Below are 18,961 nucleotides of genomic sequence, written 5' to 3'. Positions count from 1 at the left end.
GGCAACGGTCTTAAAGCCCAGCTTGCGCAGAATCTTCATGCCCTGCTGCGGCCACTGGGAGGGCTCGCTGCCAATACGGGCCCATGGCACTTGAAAGATGGTACCCATGCTCACCCTTACCCCACGCCGGCACAGTGGGTCACAGCATGAAGGGGTAAGCAGCACGGCATCGATGCCTAGAGCCGCAGCCGAGCGAAAAATGGCTCCCATGTTGGTGGAATCCGCAATCCTCTCAAGCACAGCCACCCGACTTGCACCGGCACACACCTCCTCAACGCTGGGTAAATGAGGACGCCGCATGGCACACAGCACACCGCGGGTCAACTGAAAGCCGGTCAACTCTGCCAGCAGGTTTCTATCGGCAGTATAGACGGGGATATCTCCGCAGCGGCTGATTATACCGTGCGCCTGCCCTGCAATGTATTTGCGCTCCATCAAAAGTGAAATAGGCTCGCATCCCGCGTCGAGAGCAAGTCCAATTACCTTGGTACTCTCCGCAATAAAGATGCCCATCTCCGGCTCCAACCGGTTGCGCAGCTGCGTTTCCGTCAGGCGAGCAAAAACATCCAAATTGGGCAATGAAAAATCGCTTATCTCAATGATATTTGACATTTTATCTCCTTATGTTCGAGGTTAGTGGAAACGTATAAACCTTGATTTTTTTGCAATATAAAATCCTTTTTTACCGTAAGTAGGAATTACACCACCATCAATATACTATACTATTAACTACACTATATTGCATATAAGACACATCTTTCTACCACTACGAAACAATAAATCTACAAGTACGAAATTAAGTTCTCGCCTATATCCCGCCATGGACAACGGGCGGTCTTAAAGGAAATATCATATAACGTTTCGAGGAGACCCGCAACGTCCCAACCACATTCATCATCCTCTAGTTGTGCGGGACTCCTCTGTTATGTGAAATTGCAAGCTGCCAATTACTGTCAACTATAAAATTTTTTCGCAGCCGCACCAATACCGGTAGTTGAGAAGAAATCCATAACGCCTGATACTACTCCACCCGCAACAGGGACAACTTTCGCCACGTTGAGAAGACTTTTCTGTCCAGCAATGGTAATAATTTTGTTTGGCAACTTCTTGATTATCTCTTTCATAGCTGGTGTTAGAAGTGCCTTCTTTGCCCCAGCCATTCCAGCCTCTTTAAGCACATTCTTAAGAGCCTCATTACCACCACTGAGTGCAAAGCATAAAGCAATTTCTTCTCGCCTTTCAGAATCATCTAAATCATAACCATATATGTATGCTATAGTTAACACCAATCTTCCATGAATTCGCCAAATATGCGCAAGATTAGGAACTATCGTAAACCATCCCCCACAACCCCAACAAAAGCTCGCAACACTTGCATACCATTTACGTTTATCGATAAGTCTATCCGCTAATGCTCCAGGGTCATTTTCAAGTTCTGGATGTAATCTTTTCTGTTGATCAACAAATTTCTTAATGGATACAACGTCATTGCCTGTAGCAAGATCTATCCCCTTCATCATTCCTTCGCCGATCTTCTGAATTAGCTTTTGTTGAAACTTCTCATCATTGCTCATAACCCAAACCTCTTTAACATTTATTAATGTATAAGACCAAAAAGAAAACTCCGAAACTTCAATTTCACCTAACGTCTCGAGGAGTCCCGCAGCGTCCCAACCACATTCATCATCCTCTAGTTGCGGGACTCCTCTGTTATAAGAAGTGGGGCGCCCCCAAAGCACACCCCGAAACATAAATTCTTCACCATCAAAAATCTGATGATATTCATCATTTGTGTTTCTAGAAAATCCATCTAAAAACTTTTTGTGTAGCTATTCCAGCTTTATAAGATATAAGATTAGAAAAATCCGACAGGTAATCGTAATGCTCATGTGGTGGCAAATACCTATCATGTACGAATGCTCTTTTTCACGAAATCCGCGTCCCATTTCTTATAACGTTCTGAGAAGTTCCGCAGCATCTTGATGCATTCATCTATTCTAAGTTGCGGAACTTCTGTGTTCTACGAAGTCATACGCCCCCAGACTCAGAGGCCAACAGGACATCGGCCCCTAAAAAATTTACTCGCTATCAATCCTATATATCAACCCATTTATTCTTTTAAGTTGTTCAAGTTCCGATTCACTCTCCGTGATAATATCACAGATACGTTCATGAGATGTATTTATAAGCCACTGCTTATCCCCTTTCAAGAAACATAAATCATCTGGAAGGTTTGGCGCGCGCCAATTAAAGAGAGAATCGGTTATGTCTTTAAGTATCTCTTTGCTTTTCTCTGAAGTATGAAAATAATATACTGTTGCAGTTGGAACGGAAATTGTTCCAGGCCATTCGTTCTGTTCCTTACAACAGATAAAATCTGGTTCTAATTCCTTTACCACTTTGTCAAATGATTGACTATATGATAGCTGTGTATGTTTAATAAAAAGAAAGGTGTCACATGCATCAAACGCAAATTGGATAAGACTTTTATAACTCTCACCTTTGGGTTCATTTAAAAGAACTCTCATATCGTCCTCCTACAACCCGCGCATGGAGGCGCGGTAATTTGCGTATGATTTCGTAGAACGTTTCGCCGTTCCCGCCGCGCCCTAAACGCATGCATCATCCTCTAGTTGCGGGGAATTCTGTGTTAGATGAAGTACGGCCACCCTAGATGAGAACTAACACAGAATCATAATAATGCTATAAGATTAGACCAGTATGAGTCAAATTTCTCATTTCTCTTTTCAACTAATTTATACAATAGCCTTACAACTAGAGATTGAATATAGTGTAAGTCTTTTTTTCGGTTTCTTCCTAATTCCTCGTACGACAGTCCATGATGAACAAAGCTATTACGGACATTTTTATAATAATCTCTGAACCTCGCTAATTCACTACTATAACTATAAGCATCGTCAGAAATTAACTTTGCAACAGCCTTCTTAAATTCATCTGATTGAGCTCGTGAAGGAGTAAGCAAACCATCTAATGCAAAAATTGCAGTTAGTATTTTTATTTCATCCGTAGGCAGTGTAATACATGTACCGAAAATTCTGAGTAATTTTTGTAGCTTTGCTCCTAATAAATCGGGAGTATAGCTTTCCTCAACTAAACATTTAAGTACATTATCTGATTGCAACCCATCTAATTCCAGACCTTCCCCTGGAACTATTATCACATTTTCATCTTCCCTAGCGATAATTCGCCCTCGTTCATCAGTAATGCTATAGACAAATAAACCTCTCTTATTAATTTCCTGAATAAAACCTGGACACCCTATAGCTGTATGCGGAATATCAAACCGGCAATAATCAACCCGGATAATATCTAATATAGAATCAATATAGCTAATTGAACTGGTAAAGAATCTCTCATCTGATTCTCTTGTTGGATTTTCAAATATGAATTCATTATCTGTAATTCTAAATGACACTAATGTGTAATTAAAAAACATTGAGCCATCGATCTCTGTAGATGCCGAAATAAGCTTTGACAAATTATTATTGGAATTACCATCCTCAAAAATATGAATAATTCCCTCGGAAAAGGTAATATCTTCTATCGGCTCCTCTTCTGCTAAATTAACTAGCCAAGGAAATTTAATAAACAAATTATCTTGGTAGATAGCCCAAGGTCTTATAAAGTCAATTTTGCAATAGTTAAAGTTTTCATGAATGATAAACTTAGGTATTGGTATCACCACAATATAATCTGCCAATATTATCCCTCCAAACAGTCACTTTCAAGCCGTATTTCATCTAACATCTTTTTACCGCAACATCCATACGCATTTTCTTCCACTCCAGAGGGATTACCGCATGGTATTTCGGTAATCCCTCCTCTATAAACAACTTCGAATGTGTCTATTTGATAATCCGCTTCATTGCTAAAAATCCAATTTTCTCTCTAAATTCCTTTATATAACTATTAGACACCAGAGCCTTTACTCCTCTTTCCTGAAAGATAGCTTTTTAGGAACTCCTTCCACTAAACGTGCTAAAAAACATGCTCCCGCTAAGGCAAACAGGCGATAAAAAGCCTTTTGCCTTAACGGGAGCATCTATTCTCTATCTACATACCTCAGCCAATTCCAATCACTCAGCATCAAACAAGACCACGAAAAGACCGCTGTAACCATAAGGAAAATCTCTTACTTCCCCGCCGGCACAGCCCGGCTTCCCGGCTTAACAGCCGGAATCCCTTCAGCACAAAGAGGACAACTTTCAGGATCAAAAGACTCAATTTCAATCTCCAATAGGGAGGCCAAGGGCACTCCAAAATCAGCTTTCCCGCCGCTCCGGTTCACCAGCACCCCTACTCCCACGGGTTCCGCCCCATAGGCTTTAACCACCTCGATAACCTCCCGGACCGACCCCCCGGTAGTGATCACATCTTCCACCACCAGAACCTTTTGTCCCGGTTGGAGTTCAAATCCCCGCCGCAGCTTCATTTCTCCATTCTCCCGCTCGGTGAAGATGGCCTTGGTTCCTAAAGCCTTGCCGACTTCATGAGCAACCAAGATTCCCCCCATGGCGGGTCCGATTACCAAGTCAATTCCCTGGTCCCGGAAGGATTCCGCTAAAGCTTCCCCTAAACGGGCTGCATGATGGGGATATTGAAGAACTTTGGCGCATTGCATATATTGACGGCTATGTCTACCCGAGGTCAGCCGGAAATGCCCTTCCAATAAAGCTTCACTTTCCTTGAATATGTTTAAAACCTCTTCAGGGGATAAGGATTTATTCGATACTGTCATAAATTACAGACTCCTTTCCAATCGATACACTTTATGCTCAATCTCGGCTCTATTGCTTAACGCCCTGCCGATCACCCGGGTAATTTCTGTTTTAATTTTTATCAACTGCTATTTGCGCTTCTACGAAGCTCTACAAATAAAATAAAGTCTTAATCCCAAAGCTGCTCCAAGGCCTGCCTTGGATTGGCCGCCTGGGTAATGGGTCTGCCCACCACCAGATAAGAGCTCCCGGCTTCCAGGGCTTCTTTGGGGGTAAGGGTACGGGCCTGATCATGGGTTTCGCTGCCTTTGGGGCGAATCCCCGGCGTAATGACTACGAAATCCGGCCCTACATGCCGGCGGAGGATAGGGCTTTCCTGAGCCGAGGCCACTACCCCGTCAATACCTGCCTTTTGACCCAGTTCGGCCAGAGCAACCACCTGATCCGGCAAGGTTCTGCCCACTCCCAAGTCTTGCTGCAACCTCTCTTCATCAAGGCTGGTCAGTACCGTGATGCCGATAATCTTCATCCGCTCCTCAGCGTTCTTTTGCTCTTTCACTTCATGGGTAGCCTGGACCGCCCGGGCCATCATATCATGACCGCCGCTGCAGTGAATAGTGAGCATATCGGCGCCATACCCGGCCAGAACCCGCACCGCACTTTCCACCGTATTGGGGATATCATGAAGCTTCAGATCCAGGAAGATAGGGAAGCCTTTGTCCTTCAGTTCCCGGATAATGCCGGCACCTGCAGCATTATAGAGCTCCATCCCTACTTTAAGCCAGCAGCCGCTCCCCTGAAGTTGGTCAGCCAGAGCTAAAGCCTTCTCCCGGCTATTCACATCCATGGCCACCATGACTTTTTTATTACTCTCCGACACTGTTCTTTCCAGCTCCATTTCCATCTTCCTTTCTTTCAGCCGCTTCTACTCTTTTATCCACTCACAGAAGGCAACACTTTCTGAAAATACTCATCCACCACACCGCTGACAGCCGCTTTCATCCTCTGCCGACACCGACTGCACCACAGAGGACTATATCCGGTCCCTCAACCTACAAAGCCAGCCCCACTATCTCCTCCACAGCATCAAAACCCTGGCGGCGGCAGTACTCCTCGATCCCCTCTATGACCTCCAGGGGAGCGAGAGGATTCACAAAATTCCCGGTGCCGATGCTTACCGCTTTGGCCCCGGCCAGCATGAATTCCACGGCGTCCTGCCAGGTGAGAATCCCTCCCATGCCGATGATCGGGACTTTTACCGCCTGAGCCACTTGCCACACCATCCGTACCGCCACCGGACGAATAGCCGGCCCTGACAGGCCGCCAACCTTATTGGCCAGGAGGGGCTGACGTTTTTCAATATCAATGCTCATCCCAAGCAAAGTGTTAATCATAGATATGATATCCGCGCCCCCCCGTTCCACTGCTTTGGCCATCTCCACAATATCCGTAACATTGGGGGATAACTTGGCAATCACGGGAAGATCCGTCTTCTTTTTGACCAAGGCAATCACTTCTTCCGCACTGTCCGGATGGGTGCCGAAATGCATCCCTCCATGCTTGACATTAGGACAGGAGATATTGACTTCCAAGGCATCAATTCCCGAACCGGATTGAAAAGCGCTGGCCATCGTTTCATAGTCCTGTAAAGAAAATCCGGAAATATTGGCAATAACCGTAGTGGGCAGCTCCCGCACTCTGGGGAGATAGGAGTGGAGAAATTCTTCGAGGCCAGGGTTTTCCAGACCGACCGAGTTGATCATTCCCGCCGGAGTCTCCGCCAGCCGCGGTAACGGATTCCCTAGGCGTGGCTCCGGGGTAAGTCCTTTGAGAGTAATTCCTCCCAACTTATCAACCGGACAATAGGGAGCATATTCTTCGCCGAAGCCATAAGTGCCTGAGCAGGTGAGCACGGGATTTCTCAAGGCTAAAGGGCCCAAATTCACTTCCAGATTAATCTTTTTCATGGAGTTATCTCCACCCTTTTCACTGTTCATAATCCCAGAGCACCTCCTTCCCTTGGAAAATCGGTCCGTCCTGACATACTTTCCCTCTGCGGATTTTGCCGCTGTTTTCATCTTTTAAGGTGCACACACAGCCTAAGCAGGCTCCCACCGCACAGCCCATCCGCTCTTCCAGAGAAACTTCCACAGAAGCTCCCGTTTGCAGAAAGTACTCGCTGACAACCTTCATCATCACCTGAGGACCACAAACCGCCACTGAACATCCCGCTCCTTGGCCAGCCTCTGAACCTGAGGAGTTTTCGCGAATAAGGTCTAAAACATTGCCTTTAGCCCCGATACTTCCGTCCATGGAACTCAGGGAAACCGGGATGCCGGCATCCTGCCAAAGTCCAAGTCCGGCACTGGTAAAGAAGTCTTCATCTTCCCCGCCCCAATACAAACGTACAGGAATAGTTTTCGCACGGGCTGCCTTGGCTAAAGGAAGGAGGGGAAAAGAGCCGATTCCCCCCGCAACGAGGATAAGTTCCCCTTGCTCAGGCAGGGTAAAGCCATGGCCCAGAGGGCCCATCAAACTTAATCTTTCTCCCGCCTTGACCTGAGCCAACACTTCCGTACCTTTCCCCTTAATCCGATAGAGCAGGGTTAGCTCCCGGGCTTCCCGGTCAATATCCGCAATGCTGATGGGGCGGCGCAAAAGAGGATCCAGTCCCGTTGCGACCTGCACATGAACGAATTGTCCCGGTTGCCCTTCCCGGGCAATATCGGTCCGAAGAACCAGTTTCATGATCTTATAACAAGGATCACCCATGATTTGGTGAGAAACGACTTTAGCCTTATCCAGCATTTCCATCCCTTCCTTTCCGGCGTTTTATTTCACTGTCAGTAAGTATAACGACCTTGCATACTTTCCTCCAGCATAAGTGCAACCAACGGCTTCACCTCATTCGCAAGCATGCGTTTAAGGCAACAAGTGCGAAGACAGTGTCTTCGTGGCGAAGCCGGGTTTTCTTTAATCTGTATCCAATCTATGCTTTCTTTTCTAAGCGCTACTATCTCTTAAGCGATGATTAACGACTATCTGTACCTGTCCCCATTTTTCACCTTACTTAAGCGACATCAGACTGGGCAAAAAGGACATCAGCACATGAACCCAGGCGGAAGCGGTGTCCAGGCTGGTGAAGCAGGGAATCCCTTGCTCCACCGCCGTGCGGCGTATAGCGAAGCCGTCGCTTTCCTGCTTTTTGTTGTGGGTGGTGGTGTTGAGGACACATTGAATCACACCCTGCCGGATAGCATCGATAATTTCCGTGGACCCCTGATGGAGCTTGGCCACCGGCGCAACCTGAATCCCCTCTTCCCGGAGGGTTTTAGCCGTTCCTTCCGTGGCTAAGATGCGGAAGCCCAGGTCGGCAAATTTCCTGACCAAGGGTATCCCCTCCGCCTTGTCCCGATCCGCTAAGGTCACCAACAAGCTACCGTGGGCCGACATATTGAATCCTCCTGCCAAAAGGGCTTTGTAGAGAGCCTTTTCATAGGTCCGGTCCACTCCCATCACTTCCCCGGTGGACTTCATCTCCGGACCCAGAGAAGGTTCCACCCGATGGAGTTTGGAGAAGGAAAACACAGGGACTTTTACGGCTACCCGTTCCGGAAGAGGCCACAAGCCCAAGGGCAGGTTTAATTCCGTCAGAGTTTTCCCGAGAATGACCTCGGTGGCATAATCCACGATGGACAGTCCGGTCACTTTGCTGATAAAGGGAACCGTACGACTGGAGCGGGGATTGACCTCAATCACATACACTTCATCCTGAAAAATGACGTACTGAATATTGAGAAGACCTACAACACGCAAGGCCCGGGCGATTTCCGTGGTCAGCAGGGTAATCCGCTCGATTAATGTTTCAGATAAAGTCTGGGGAGGATAGACGGCGATGGAGTCTCCCGAGTGAACTCCGGCCCGTTCCAGATGTTCCATAATTCCGGGCAGACTGACATTTTCGCCGTCGGAGATGGCATCCACCTCCACCTCTCTGCCCACCAGGTACTGATCCATCCATAACTCCTGACCCGGGAAATCCGCCATGGCCCGGTTCACCACATTTTCCAGCTCAGAGGCTGAGTAAACGATCTCCATGGCCCGGCCTCCCAAGACAAAGGAAGGACGAATCATCAGGGGATAGCCAATGCGGGCGGCCACTTCAACCGCTTCTGCCAGGGAAGAGGCCTGGCCTCCTTTCGGCCGCTTGGCGCCGATGGTATGGAGCACTTCATCAAACTGCCCCCGCTCCTCAGCCCGGTCGATATCTTCAATGCTGGTGCCCAGGATTTTATATCCCCGCTCAGCTAAAGGCTTCGCCAGGCCGATGGCCGTTTGACCGCCGAATTGGACAATGACTCCCTCCGGCTGCTCCCGGTCCAGAACGGCTGAAACATCCTCCAGGGTTAAAGGTTCAAAATAGAGACGGTCCGCTGTATCAAAATCCGTGGAGACGGTCTCCGGATTATTATTGATAATGATAGTTTCCACACCGGCTTTTTTCAACGCCAGGACGGAGTGAACGGAGCAATAGTCGAATTCAATCCCTTGCCCAATCCGGATAGGACCGGAGCCCAGAACCACCACCTTGCGCCTCTGGGAGGGTATTCCTTCATCCTCCTGGTCATAGCTGGAGTAGAAATAAGGGGTCAAGGCCTCAAATTCACCGGCACAAGTATCCACCATCTTAAAGACCGGCTGCAACCTTTTTTCCTGTCGGTAAGCATACACTTCTTTTTCCGTGGTCTGCCAGAGACGGGCCAACTCCCGATCCGCAAAGCCCATTCGCTTGGCTTTTAACAAAAGCGCCTCATCCCAGGGAGAGGATTGAAGGGTTTCACTCATCCTGACAATTCGTTCAATAGCCGTGAGGAAGTATAGATTCCAACTGCTGGCCTTTTGGATTTGTTCAAGGCTTAGACCTCTTCTCACCCCTTCGGCCAGAATGAACAGCAATTGATCATCAGGCTTTTGGCAGCGTTCCAGAATCTCTTCATCGGAAAGCTCCTGGAATTCCGGGAGAAGCAGGCCGAAGGCTTTGATTTCCAAAGAACGGACAGCCTTTTGCAGGGCGGTCTCCAGGTTCCGTCCCAGTCCCATAACCTCTCCCGTAGCCTTCATCTGGGTTCCCAGGCGGCGGTCCGCATCGGAGAACTTATCAAAAGGCCAGCGGGGGATTTTGACCACCACATAATCCAAAGCCGGCTCAAAACAAGCGCTGGTTTTGCCGGTGACGGCATTGGTCAGCTCCGGAAGGGTGTATCCCAGAGCGATCTTGGCGGCCACTTTGGCGATGGGGTAGCCTGTGGCTTTGGAGGCCAAGGCGCTGGAGCGGCTCAACCGGGGATTCACTTCAATCACCACATACTCCAACCGTTCCGGATGCAGGGCATACTGGACATTGCATCCTCCTTCAATACCTAAAGCTGCCACGATTTTGCGGGAGGAGGTGCGCAGAGCCTGAACCTCCCGGTCCGTCAGGGTTTGACAAGGGGCCACAACCATGCTGTCCCCCGTATGCACCCCTACCGGGTCCATATTCTCCATATTGCAGATGGTGATGCAATTCCCCTGACCATCTCTTAACACTTCATATTCGATTTCTTTCCATCCCGCTACGCTTTTTTCCACAAGAATCTGACCGATAAGGCTGGCCTGCAAACCGCTTTTGGCGATTTCCCTGAGCTGCTCCCGGTCATGGGCAATGCCCCCTCCCGTGCCGCCCAGAGTATAAGCAGGGCGGACAATCACGGGGTATCCGATCTCCTCGCCAAAACTGAGGGCCTCTTCCAGATCCGATACGATAACACTGGGCGGAACCGGCTCCCCCAGCTCTTGCATCAGGCTCCGGAAATGTTCCCGATCCTCTGCCTTGGTGATGCTTTCCAGGGAAGTCCCCATCAGTTCCACACCGCAGCGTTGGAGAATGCCTTTTTCCGCCAGTTGAAAAGCCAGATTCAGACCGGTTTGCCCTCCCATGGTGGCAATGATGCCGTCAGGCCGTTCTCTCTCAATGATTCTCTCCAGAAATTCCACAGTCAGGGGTTCGATATAGATCCGATCCGCCACTTCCTGGTCCGTCATGATGGTGGCCGGATTGGAATTGACCAGAACCACCTCTACTCCTTCTTCCTGCAGGGCCCGGCAAGCCTGAGTTCCTGCATAATCGAATTCCGCCGCTTGCCCAATGACGATAGGGCCGGACCCGATCACCAGCACTTTATTCCATTTCTTCGTGTTCATACGTTCCTCCTGTTTCCCAAGTCCCTCAGATATCTGTTCAAGCTCCCACAGCCCCGAAAAATCTTTCAAAAAGCATCTCATTCTCTTCCGGACCCGGCGCTCCCTCCGGGTGATACTGAACGGAATAAACGGGATACTGGGTATGCTCCATTCCTTCCACCGTGCCATCATTTAAATTGCGCAGGTTGACTTGAAACCCTGTTCCGGCCAAAGAGTCTTCCGCAACAGCATAACCGTGATTCTGAGCCGTCATGTTGGTTTGGCCTGTGCGCAAATCCTGGACGGGATGATTCCCTCCCCGGTGGCCAAAGGGCAGTTTATAGGTTTTCCCCCCGGCAGCCAGGGCCAGGATCTGATGACCAAGGCAAATCCCCATCATGGGCAGCTTAGGAAGCAATGTCCGGACCGTCTCAATCAGCTCGGGCAGCCCGCTGGGGTCCCCAGGTCCATTGCTGATGAACACGCCCTTGGGGGAAGAGGCTAAAATCTCTTCCGCACTGCTCCACGCAGGGAACACCCGGATTCTTAATCCTCTTTGCTGCAGGGCGCGGAGAATATTGCGCTTCGCTCCGCAATCAAGGACCGCCACATAAGGCCCGCTCCCCGGAATTTCATAGCTCTCTTTGACTGTAGCCTGATAAACCCAATGGGGCTCCTTCTCCGCAGCCGAGGAAGTATTGGCGTACTCTTGCCAATACTTTTTCCCTTGCTCCAGTGTCTGGGCAAAGACTCCCGGCAGAGTGCCCTGATTGCGGATATGGCGGGTTAAGGCCCGGGTATCGATTCCCTTCAGCCCCCAAATGTTATGCAGTCTGCAAAACTCTTCCAAAGAACGATCCCCGTGGGCGCTGCCTTCCCCTTGGGAAAGCTCCCGCACCACCAACCCTCTGAGCAGAATTTTATCCGCTTCATTTTCTTCATCATGCCAGCCGTAATTGCCGATTTGGGGATGGGTCAGGACCAGAATCTGACCCGTGTAGGAAAGGTCTGTAATCATTTCCTGATATCCCGACATGGAGGTGTTAAACACCACCTCCCCGGTTTGGATGTCTTGTTCTTGATCTGCCGGCCAGGCTCCAAATCCTTCCCCTTCAAAAGCCGTACCGTCCTGCAATACGAGAAACGCCATGCTAAGCCCTCCTTTGGGACAAGGGGACAGGTTTTCTGTCCCGTTTCTGCCCTCTTTATTTATCTATTTTTTATCATCAGTCTAATTCTTTCTGGTTATAGATTGTCAAACCTGGGACAGCAAACCTGTCCCTCTGTCCCAAAACGGACCTGTCAAATTTCATGAACCAGGCGGCCATCCACCCAGACCTTGCTGGGGAATCCTTGCAGTTTTTGCCCCAGGAAAGGGGTGTTCTTGCCTTTGGAGGCCAGATACTCTACATCAATGAGCTCTGTGTGCTCGGGGTCAAAAAGAATCAGATCCGCCGGCCCGCCGACTTTTAAGGTTCCCCCCGGCAGCTGGAAACGCTGGGCGGGATTCATGCTCCAAGCCTTAATCAGGAGCTCTACGGGCAGAATGCCGGTGGTCACCAGCTCTTGCCAGACCGCGGCTAAAGCGGTCTCCAGACCGGAAATTCCGAAAGGAGCCTCATCAAAGGGGTTGGTCTTCTCTTCCCAGGTATGGGGGGCATGGTCGGTGGCCAGCATATCGAGGGTCCCGTCCAGCAAACCTTCAAGCAAGGCCTGCCGGTCCTCTTCCGTGCGCAGGGGAGGATTGACTTTATAGGATGTTCCATAAGGAGTCCGGGCCACAGCCTCGTCGGTAAAGAGCAGATGATGAGGATTCACTTCGGCAGTCACATCCACACCCCGCTTTTTCCCTTTACGAATCAGGGCCACACTTTCCTTAGCGGAAATATGGGCTAAATGAAGTTTGCCGCCGCTCTCTTCGGCAAGGAGAATATCCCGGGCCACCATGACGCTTTCCGAGCTGCTGGGAATTCCTTTTAAGCCCAGACGGGTGCTGACGATTCCCCGGTGCATCACTCCCTTATGGGCCAGGCTCTCATCTTCGCAATGGCTGATCACCGGGCAGGAGGTCAGTTTGGCATACTCCAGAGCCAGGCGCATCATTTCCCCCTGCTGAACTCCTCTGCCATCATCGGAAAAGCCTACGGCTCCCGCGGCAGCCAGTTCCACCATCTCCACCAGTTCTTTTCCCACCTGACCCTTGGTGATGGCGGCAATGGGATGTATTTTGGCTAAACCCACTTTTTTTCCTTGGTTCACTACATATTCCACAAGGGCTTTTTGGTCCAGAATGGGTGTGGTATTGGGCATGGCTAAAATCGTGGTAAACCCGCCCCGGACGGCTGCCCGGGAGCCGCTGGCGATGTCTTCTTTATCTTCCCGGCCCGGTTCCCGCAAATGGGTGTGAACATCGATCAATCCGGGGAAAAGATAGCTTCCTGCGGCATCAATCTCCTGCCACTCCGCTTCTCCACATTCCCCTTTGACTTCAGCTTCGGTAAGTCCTTTTTTAAGCTGCAGAACCTTTCCTTCTCCAATCAGAACATCATAGACACCGGAAAGTCCCTGAGCCGGGTCAACGACCTGAGCATTTTTAATCCACCACATGAGCGGTTCCTCCTCCTAATAATAAATACATAATGGCCATTCTCACCGCAACCCCATTGGTCACCTGTTCTTCAATCACCGATTGACTGGAATTGGCGATGCTGCTCTCGATCTCCACGCCCCGGTTCACAGGACCGGGATGCATGATTAGGGTCTGTTTGCCTGTCCTCCTGACCCGTTCGGCTGTAATTCCATAGAGCTGAGAGTATTCCCGCATGCTGGGCAAAAGTCCCGACTGCTGGCGTTCCAGCTGCAGGCGCAGAGCCATAATCACATCGCTTCCGGGCAGTTCTTCATCCAGATTAAAGGTCGTTTTCACTCCCCAGGATTTGATTTCAGGAGGCAGCAAGGTGGGAGGCCCCACCAGAACCACTTCCGCGCCTAAATTCTTCAAAGCCCAGACATTGCTGCGGGCTACCCGGGAATGGAGGATATCCCCCACCAGGAGAATTTTACGCCCTTCCACACTGCCCAGGCGCTCCTGCATGGTATACAAATCCAGCAAGGCTTGGGTGGGATGTTCATGCTGGCCATCCCCGGCATTGATCACACCGGCCTTGAGTTCTTTGGCCAGAAACTGGGCGGCGCCGGAACTGGAGTGGCGAATGACCACAAGATCCGGTTTCATGGCTTGCAAGGTCCTCACTGTATCCAGCAGGGTCTCTCCTTTATTGAGACTGCTTTGGGCCACCGCCAGGCTGGAGGTATCGGCGCCGAGAATCTTCGCCGCCGTCTCGAAGGAAGTCCGGGTGCGGGTCGAGGATTCAAAAAACAGGTTGTAAACCGATTTCCCCCGGAAGGTGGGCAGTTTCTTGACTGCCCGGGACATGATTTCTTTCATGGGTTTGGCTGTATTGAGGATGAGTTGAATTTCCTTGGCAGGCAAATCTTCAATATGCAGTAAATCTTTACGTGACCAGCCCATATGCTTCTCCCCTTATCTTTTTTCTTTTATTACCTTTAACGAATCGGTGGTTCTTATACTTCCTGATAACAAAAAATCCCCTTGCCAAAGGCAAGAGGATATAAGGATACAAAGATCCTGTATTCTCTACCCTTGGCTCACTCTCTGGAAAGCACTTAAAGGGTGTTTATGAAGTTCAATTCACTCATCATTATACATATCCGTAGAGCCGGAATTTACTTATCCACTCGCTCCAACAAAAGGACCTCTTCCGTCTCATCAATCTCCTTAATGCAGACGGAGACAATCTCACGCCTTGAGGTAGGCAGGTTTTTCCCCACATAATCCGCACGAATCGGGAGTTCCCGATGTCCCCGGTCCACGAGAACAGCCAGCTGAATTTTTTCCGCCCGCCCTAAGTCCATGGTGGCATCCAGAGCCGCCCGGGCTGTACGTCCCGTGTAGAGAACGTCATCCACCAGGACCACTGTTTTTCCTTCGATAGTAAAGGGCACTTCGGTCTGATGAACCACAGGCTGAACATCAATCAGACTTAAATCATCCCGATATAGGGTAATATCCAGAATTCCCAAAGGAAGCTTAACCCCTTCAAATTCCTCGATCCGCTGCTGAATCCGCTCAGCCAGAGGAACACCCCGCCGGCGGATTCCCACTAAGACCACTCCGTCGGTCCCTTTATTTTTCTCGACAATTTCATGAGCTATCCGGGTGATCGCCCGACGAATTCCATCCGCGTCAAGGATCTTGCTCTTTGTGATTCCTTCCAAGGGTTTGCACTCCTTTCGGCATATACCAAAAAAACTGTCCGCCACAGCAGACAGTTTACCCTACTTCTTCCTGCCTTCTGTGTCTCACGGGACCTTTTTAAAGGCTTCATTGGATTTAGTCTAGCTTAGATTTTGTCCAATGTCAATGTCTCAATGAATTGGCGTAATATTTAATATTCCAGGCAATTGATTGATTCAAGCCAGCTCACTCAATAAATGAAAGGCTATTGCTCAATTTTCAGCAGTTTTTCTTGCCGAAAAGCGACGTATTCTTCGATCAAGTCATAGATCTTTTGTTTTTCGGCAGACCGATCCTTCCACAAGGTCATTTTGACTTCTATACCTTTGCTCTTCTTTTTGCTCGTCCAAATACCAACGATTTCACCTGATTGCAAAATAGCCCCTGGATTGGTTACTGTTTTCCAAACCTGCTTATGAAGGGCCTGATCAGCCAGCAGGATATGCCGGTCACGCTGGTCAAGATACGGATCGTGCCCACCGAGAAGAAGCCATTCCCTTTGCGGAGAGGGCGGAGAACACAGCAAATCCTTGTCCTCAGACAGAATAAAGGCTGTCTTCCCACCTACCCTGACCGGCTCCAGCTCAGTGGAAACAGCTTCCCACATGCGCCGCGCTTGTTTTTCCGAACAGCCCAGCCAGCTCGCCAAAGCGTAAGGGGTGGTGGGACCATAACAGTGCAGAAACTTCCGCACCAGCTTTTTTGCCGCATCCCCGCCAGGTTTAAGCGTCTGCCCCAGCCAGCTCTTGTAGGAGGTAAAAGTAGGACTGATGCCGATGCGTTCCCCGAATACCACCAACCCCAAAAAGGCACATGGCCGCAGCAGGAAAGACACCACAGCCCCGCCAACGGTTTGCCGATCGGGTGCCCCGTACATGGAAGGGCTGTTCCATAAATCCCGTTTTTCCAAAGGCAGAAGGGGCAGCATCCCTTCCGCTAAGGTCTGGTCAAGGGTGCTTTTGCTTTCTATTGTTTGCTCATCCAGCCATGGCATAACCTGTTTTAGCTTGCCCAGTAATTCATCAAAAGGCATTTGTAAAAAGTCGAGTGCCCCCGAAATCCCACGAGTATAAATCCAGTCCTCACTGTCTCCAGGAACGAGGGCGGACAGAAATACGTCGCTTTCCTCAGCAGGGAACACCACAGGCGCGCCACGAAAGCTCCACGCCTGTAAGAGGGATTTTTCCGTATAAAGAAGCGCGTTCATATCCCCAAGGCTGCAACCGGAAATGCGGTTAAACAAAGCAGTTTCCCACGCACCGGGCGGGGTGTTTTGCATCCCACAAGCACCTGCGATTGCGGGGATGTAATTCTTTTCACGCCGCCTATCCAGATGATGGGTATATAGACGAAACAACCTGATGTTTTGGCTATTTATATTTATCTCCGTCATCTATCCTCACCCTATTCTAATCACCCTGCCCCCGGCCCAAGCACCTCATTCCAGCTCATCCCGGCGAATCTCCTCCAAAACCTCTTGAAACAGCCCGGAAGCCGGGGCGCTGAACTCCATATACTCCCCGCTGCGCGGATGCTGAAACCCTAAAAGTTGGGCATGAAGCATCTGCCCCTGCAGGCCGAAGAGATTCTTCCTTGGTCCATAAAGAGGATCTCCCAGCACAGGATGCTTGAGATAAGCCATATGGACCCGAATCTGATGAGTCCTGCCTGTTTCCAGCCGGGCTTCAAGCAAGGTAAAGTCACGGAACCTCTCCAGGACTTCATAATGAGTCACAGCCTCTTTGGCATTCTGAAAAACCACCGCCATCTTTTTACGATCGGCGGGATCCCTGCCCACAGGCGCATCCACAGTTCCTGAGGGCTCGAACACCACTCCGTGCACAATAGCCAGATAGCGTCTGGCCATACTGTGGGCTTTGATCTGCTCCGCTAAGCCTTGATGGGCCAGGTCATTTTTGGCCACGACCAAAAGCCCCGAGGTATCCTTATCAATACGATGGACAATGCCGGGGCGCAATACCCCATTAATTCCCGAGAGATTCCGGCAATGGTAAAGCAGGGCATTCACCATGGTCTTCGTCCAGGCCCCCGGAGCCGGATGCACCACCATACCCTGAGGCTTGTTCACGACCAGGACATCCTCATCCTCATAGAGAACTTCCAGAGGAATATTCTCCGCTTCCACCTTCAATTCCCTGGGAGGAGGAATCACCACCGTAATCTGATCCATGGCCCGCACTTTATAATTGGCTTTTCTGGCGGCCCCATTGACCAAGACATGGCCTTCCTCGATCAATCCCTGGATGAAAGACCGGCTTTTGCCTACCCTTTCCGTAACCCCCACATCCAGGCGGGTTCCTTCGGCAAGCCGGAACTCCATCTTCTGTTCCGCTTCCTGGTGTTCTCTCTCCTCGTTCTCTAACTCCAGTTCCAGTTCCAGCTCTTCAGCTTCCAATCCGGTATTCAACCCTTCCCAATTCATAATTATCCCCTGTTCGCTTCCGTATTCCCTCAATTTACTCAGCTTTGCGCTCCTTGCGATCCTCAAAAAGCATCAAGATCATCAATAGCCCCACACCGACGACAATGGCGCTGTCGGCGAAATTAAAGACGAAGGGCCAGATTTGGAAATCAAGATAATCCACGACCTTACCGATGAACAAACGGTCATAAAGATTACCCAAAGCACCTCCGCCGATTAACCCCAGGGTCAAACGCATCAACCATTCTTGCCGGGGTATTTTGAATTGGGCATAAATGATCCCGGCACAGACAATAACGGCTGCAGGGATAAAAATCCAGGTCCGGCCCGGCAGCAATCCAAAAGCAGCTCCCGGATTCAGAACATAAGTCAAGTGAAAAAAGTCAGGGATAACAGGGACCGATTCCCCCACGACAAAGTTCCCCTGAATTAAAACCTTCAGTACACGGTCAATGGCCCAAATAACCCCAATCGTTATCCATATCAGCAAGCGATTACCCTCCCAGAACTTCTATTTGCTCAGTCTATATTATCATAGGAGGGTGGGGTGGGGCAATCGCGGCCATTCTAGGTCCGGCCGTGCTTTTTCCCATAATACACTGTATTGGCATGCCCGGGCTCCAGTTCTACCTCGATGGTTTCCACAGCTTGCACGGCACCGATGACTTCATCCCCATGCTCATAAAAGCTGTTCGGATCACTCAAATCATGATTGGTTCCTAAATCCTGCAGGGTATCCGAGGTGCCGAAGCGGGCCACAGCCTGCCAGGAATCTTCCCCATCAAAGCCCACCTGATCCTTGCCATCATTAAAGGTCCTGGCGAAAGGCATGTCCAGAATCTCTTCTTCCACAGGGTCCCGATGCAGGGAATGCTGCTCTTCCTTTTCCTCGAGACGGCTGCATTCCGTGCAGACGGTAGTAAAGGGCAACGCTTCAAGCCTTCCCAGGGGAATCTCTTTTTGACAATGCTCACACAGGCCGTACTTTCCCTCCTCATAACGCTGAAGGGCGGAGTCAATAGCCTGGATGCGGTGGCGAAGCCGGTCGTGGATGGCCACATCCCGGGAACGTTCATAAACCTCAGTGGCAATATCCGCCGGATGGTTGTCGATTAAGGAAAGCTCGGCGATGGATTCTCTCATATCTCCCGTAATCAGTCCCTGAGCTGTTGCCCAAGCCTCCTCTTTATCTTTCTTCAGTTGTTCAATAAGCTGGGCGTATTTACTGGTATCCATGCT

The 18,961-nt window shown here is 49.9% G+C and carries 17 protein-coding genes; all 17 read right to left on the bottom strand.

Annotated features, from left to right (window positions below):
* A partial coding sequence (locus BUA14_RS18280; RefSeq protein ID WP_072773900.1) for a TrmH family RNA methyltransferase occupies positions 1 to 612 on the bottom strand: 612 nt, incomplete at its 3' end.
* A gap of 341 nt (positions 613 to 953) precedes the next feature.
* Positions 954 to 1,574, bottom strand: a complete 621-nt coding sequence (locus tag BUA14_RS18275) for an EcsC family protein (protein ID WP_018212696.1) — start codon at positions 1,572 to 1,574, stop codon at positions 954 to 956.
* 504 nt (positions 1,575 to 2,078) lie between these two features.
* Positions 2,079 to 2,528 (bottom strand): hypothetical protein, encoded by a 450-nt coding sequence (locus tag BUA14_RS18270; protein ID WP_072773898.1) that lies wholly within the window; start codon positions 2,526 to 2,528, stop codon positions 2,079 to 2,081.
* 164 nt (positions 2,529 to 2,692) lie between these two features.
* Entirely contained in the window at positions 2,693 to 3,721 is a 1,029-nt protein-coding gene (locus BUA14_RS18265; protein ID WP_072773897.1) for a hypothetical protein, read from the bottom strand.
* Between the two features lie 432 nt (positions 3,722 to 4,153).
* The gene (gene pyrE, locus BUA14_RS18260; protein WP_072773896.1) at positions 4,154 to 4,759 is read right to left on the bottom strand and encodes an orotate phosphoribosyltransferase; all 606 of its coding nucleotides are present in this window, start codon (positions 4,757 to 4,759) and stop codon (positions 4,154 to 4,156) included.
* Between the two features lie 149 nt (positions 4,760 to 4,908).
* On the bottom strand, positions 4,909 to 5,637 hold the full coding sequence (pyrF, locus tag BUA14_RS18255; RefSeq protein ID WP_072773895.1) for an orotidine-5'-phosphate decarboxylase: 729 nt from the start codon (positions 5,635 to 5,637) through the stop codon (positions 4,909 to 4,911).
* 154 nt (positions 5,638 to 5,791) lie between these two features.
* Positions 5,792 to 6,736, bottom strand: a complete 945-nt coding sequence (locus BUA14_RS18250; protein ID WP_072773894.1) for a dihydroorotate dehydrogenase — start codon at positions 6,734 to 6,736, stop codon at positions 5,792 to 5,794.
* Entirely contained in the window at positions 6,726 to 7,553 is an 828-nt protein-coding gene (locus BUA14_RS18245; RefSeq protein WP_178371732.1) for a dihydroorotate dehydrogenase electron transfer subunit, read from the bottom strand. The genes BUA14_RS18250 and BUA14_RS18245 overlap by 11 nt, the downstream gene beginning before the upstream one ends.
* Positions 7,554 to 7,805: 252 nt before the next feature.
* Positions 7,806 to 10,982: a carbamoyl-phosphate synthase large subunit gene (gene carB, locus BUA14_RS18240; RefSeq protein WP_072773892.1), complete on the bottom strand. Its 3,177-nt coding sequence runs from the start codon at positions 10,980 to 10,982 to the stop codon at positions 7,806 to 7,808.
* Positions 10,983 to 11,019: 37 nt separating this feature from the next.
* Positions 11,020 to 12,111, bottom strand: coding sequence for a glutamine-hydrolyzing carbamoyl-phosphate synthase small subunit (carA, locus tag BUA14_RS18235; RefSeq protein WP_072773891.1), 1,092 nt, complete (start codon positions 12,109 to 12,111; stop codon positions 11,020 to 11,022).
* A 152-nt stretch (positions 12,112 to 12,263) separates the two neighbouring features.
* Positions 12,264 to 13,568, bottom strand: a complete 1,305-nt coding sequence (locus BUA14_RS18230) for a dihydroorotase (RefSeq protein WP_072773890.1) — start codon at positions 13,566 to 13,568, stop codon at positions 12,264 to 12,266.
* The gene (locus BUA14_RS18225) at positions 13,555 to 14,493 is read right to left on the bottom strand and encodes an aspartate carbamoyltransferase catalytic subunit (protein ID WP_072773889.1); all 939 of its coding nucleotides are present in this window, start codon (positions 14,491 to 14,493) and stop codon (positions 13,555 to 13,557) included. The genes BUA14_RS18230 and BUA14_RS18225 overlap by 14 nt, the downstream gene beginning before the upstream one ends.
* A 215-nt stretch (positions 14,494 to 14,708) precedes the next feature.
* On the bottom strand, positions 14,709 to 15,260 hold the full coding sequence (pyrR, locus tag BUA14_RS18220; protein WP_018306070.1) for a bifunctional pyr operon transcriptional regulator/uracil phosphoribosyltransferase PyrR: 552 nt from the start codon (positions 15,258 to 15,260) through the stop codon (positions 14,709 to 14,711).
* A gap of 224 nt (positions 15,261 to 15,484) precedes the next feature.
* Positions 15,485 to 16,672, bottom strand: coding sequence for a winged helix DNA-binding domain-containing protein (locus BUA14_RS18215; RefSeq protein WP_072773888.1), 1,188 nt, complete (start codon positions 16,670 to 16,672; stop codon positions 15,485 to 15,487).
* 45 nt (positions 16,673 to 16,717) lie between these two features.
* Positions 16,718 to 17,722 (bottom strand): RluA family pseudouridine synthase, encoded by a 1,005-nt coding sequence (locus BUA14_RS18210; protein ID WP_178371731.1) that lies wholly within the window; start codon positions 17,720 to 17,722, stop codon positions 16,718 to 16,720.
* Between the two features lie 34 nt (positions 17,723 to 17,756).
* A complete protein-coding gene (gene lspA / locus BUA14_RS18205) occupies positions 17,757 to 18,212 on the bottom strand; it encodes a signal peptidase II (RefSeq protein ID WP_072773886.1) in 456 nt (151 codons plus the stop codon).
* Positions 18,213 to 18,289: 77 nt separating this feature from the next.
* A complete protein-coding gene (locus BUA14_RS18200) occupies positions 18,290 to 18,958 on the bottom strand; it encodes a TraR/DksA C4-type zinc finger protein (protein WP_005811305.1) in 669 nt (222 codons plus the stop codon).
* Positions 18,959 to 18,961: the final 3 nt, after the last annotated feature.

It is taken from the genome of Desulfitobacterium chlororespirans DSM 11544 (assembly GCF_900143285.1).
GTDB lineage: Bacteria > Bacillota > Desulfitobacteriia > Desulfitobacteriales > Desulfitobacteriaceae > Desulfitobacterium > Desulfitobacterium chlororespirans.
The sequence above is the reverse complement of the archived record's forward strand: the minus strand, read 5'-3'. Positions and strand labels throughout refer to the sequence as shown.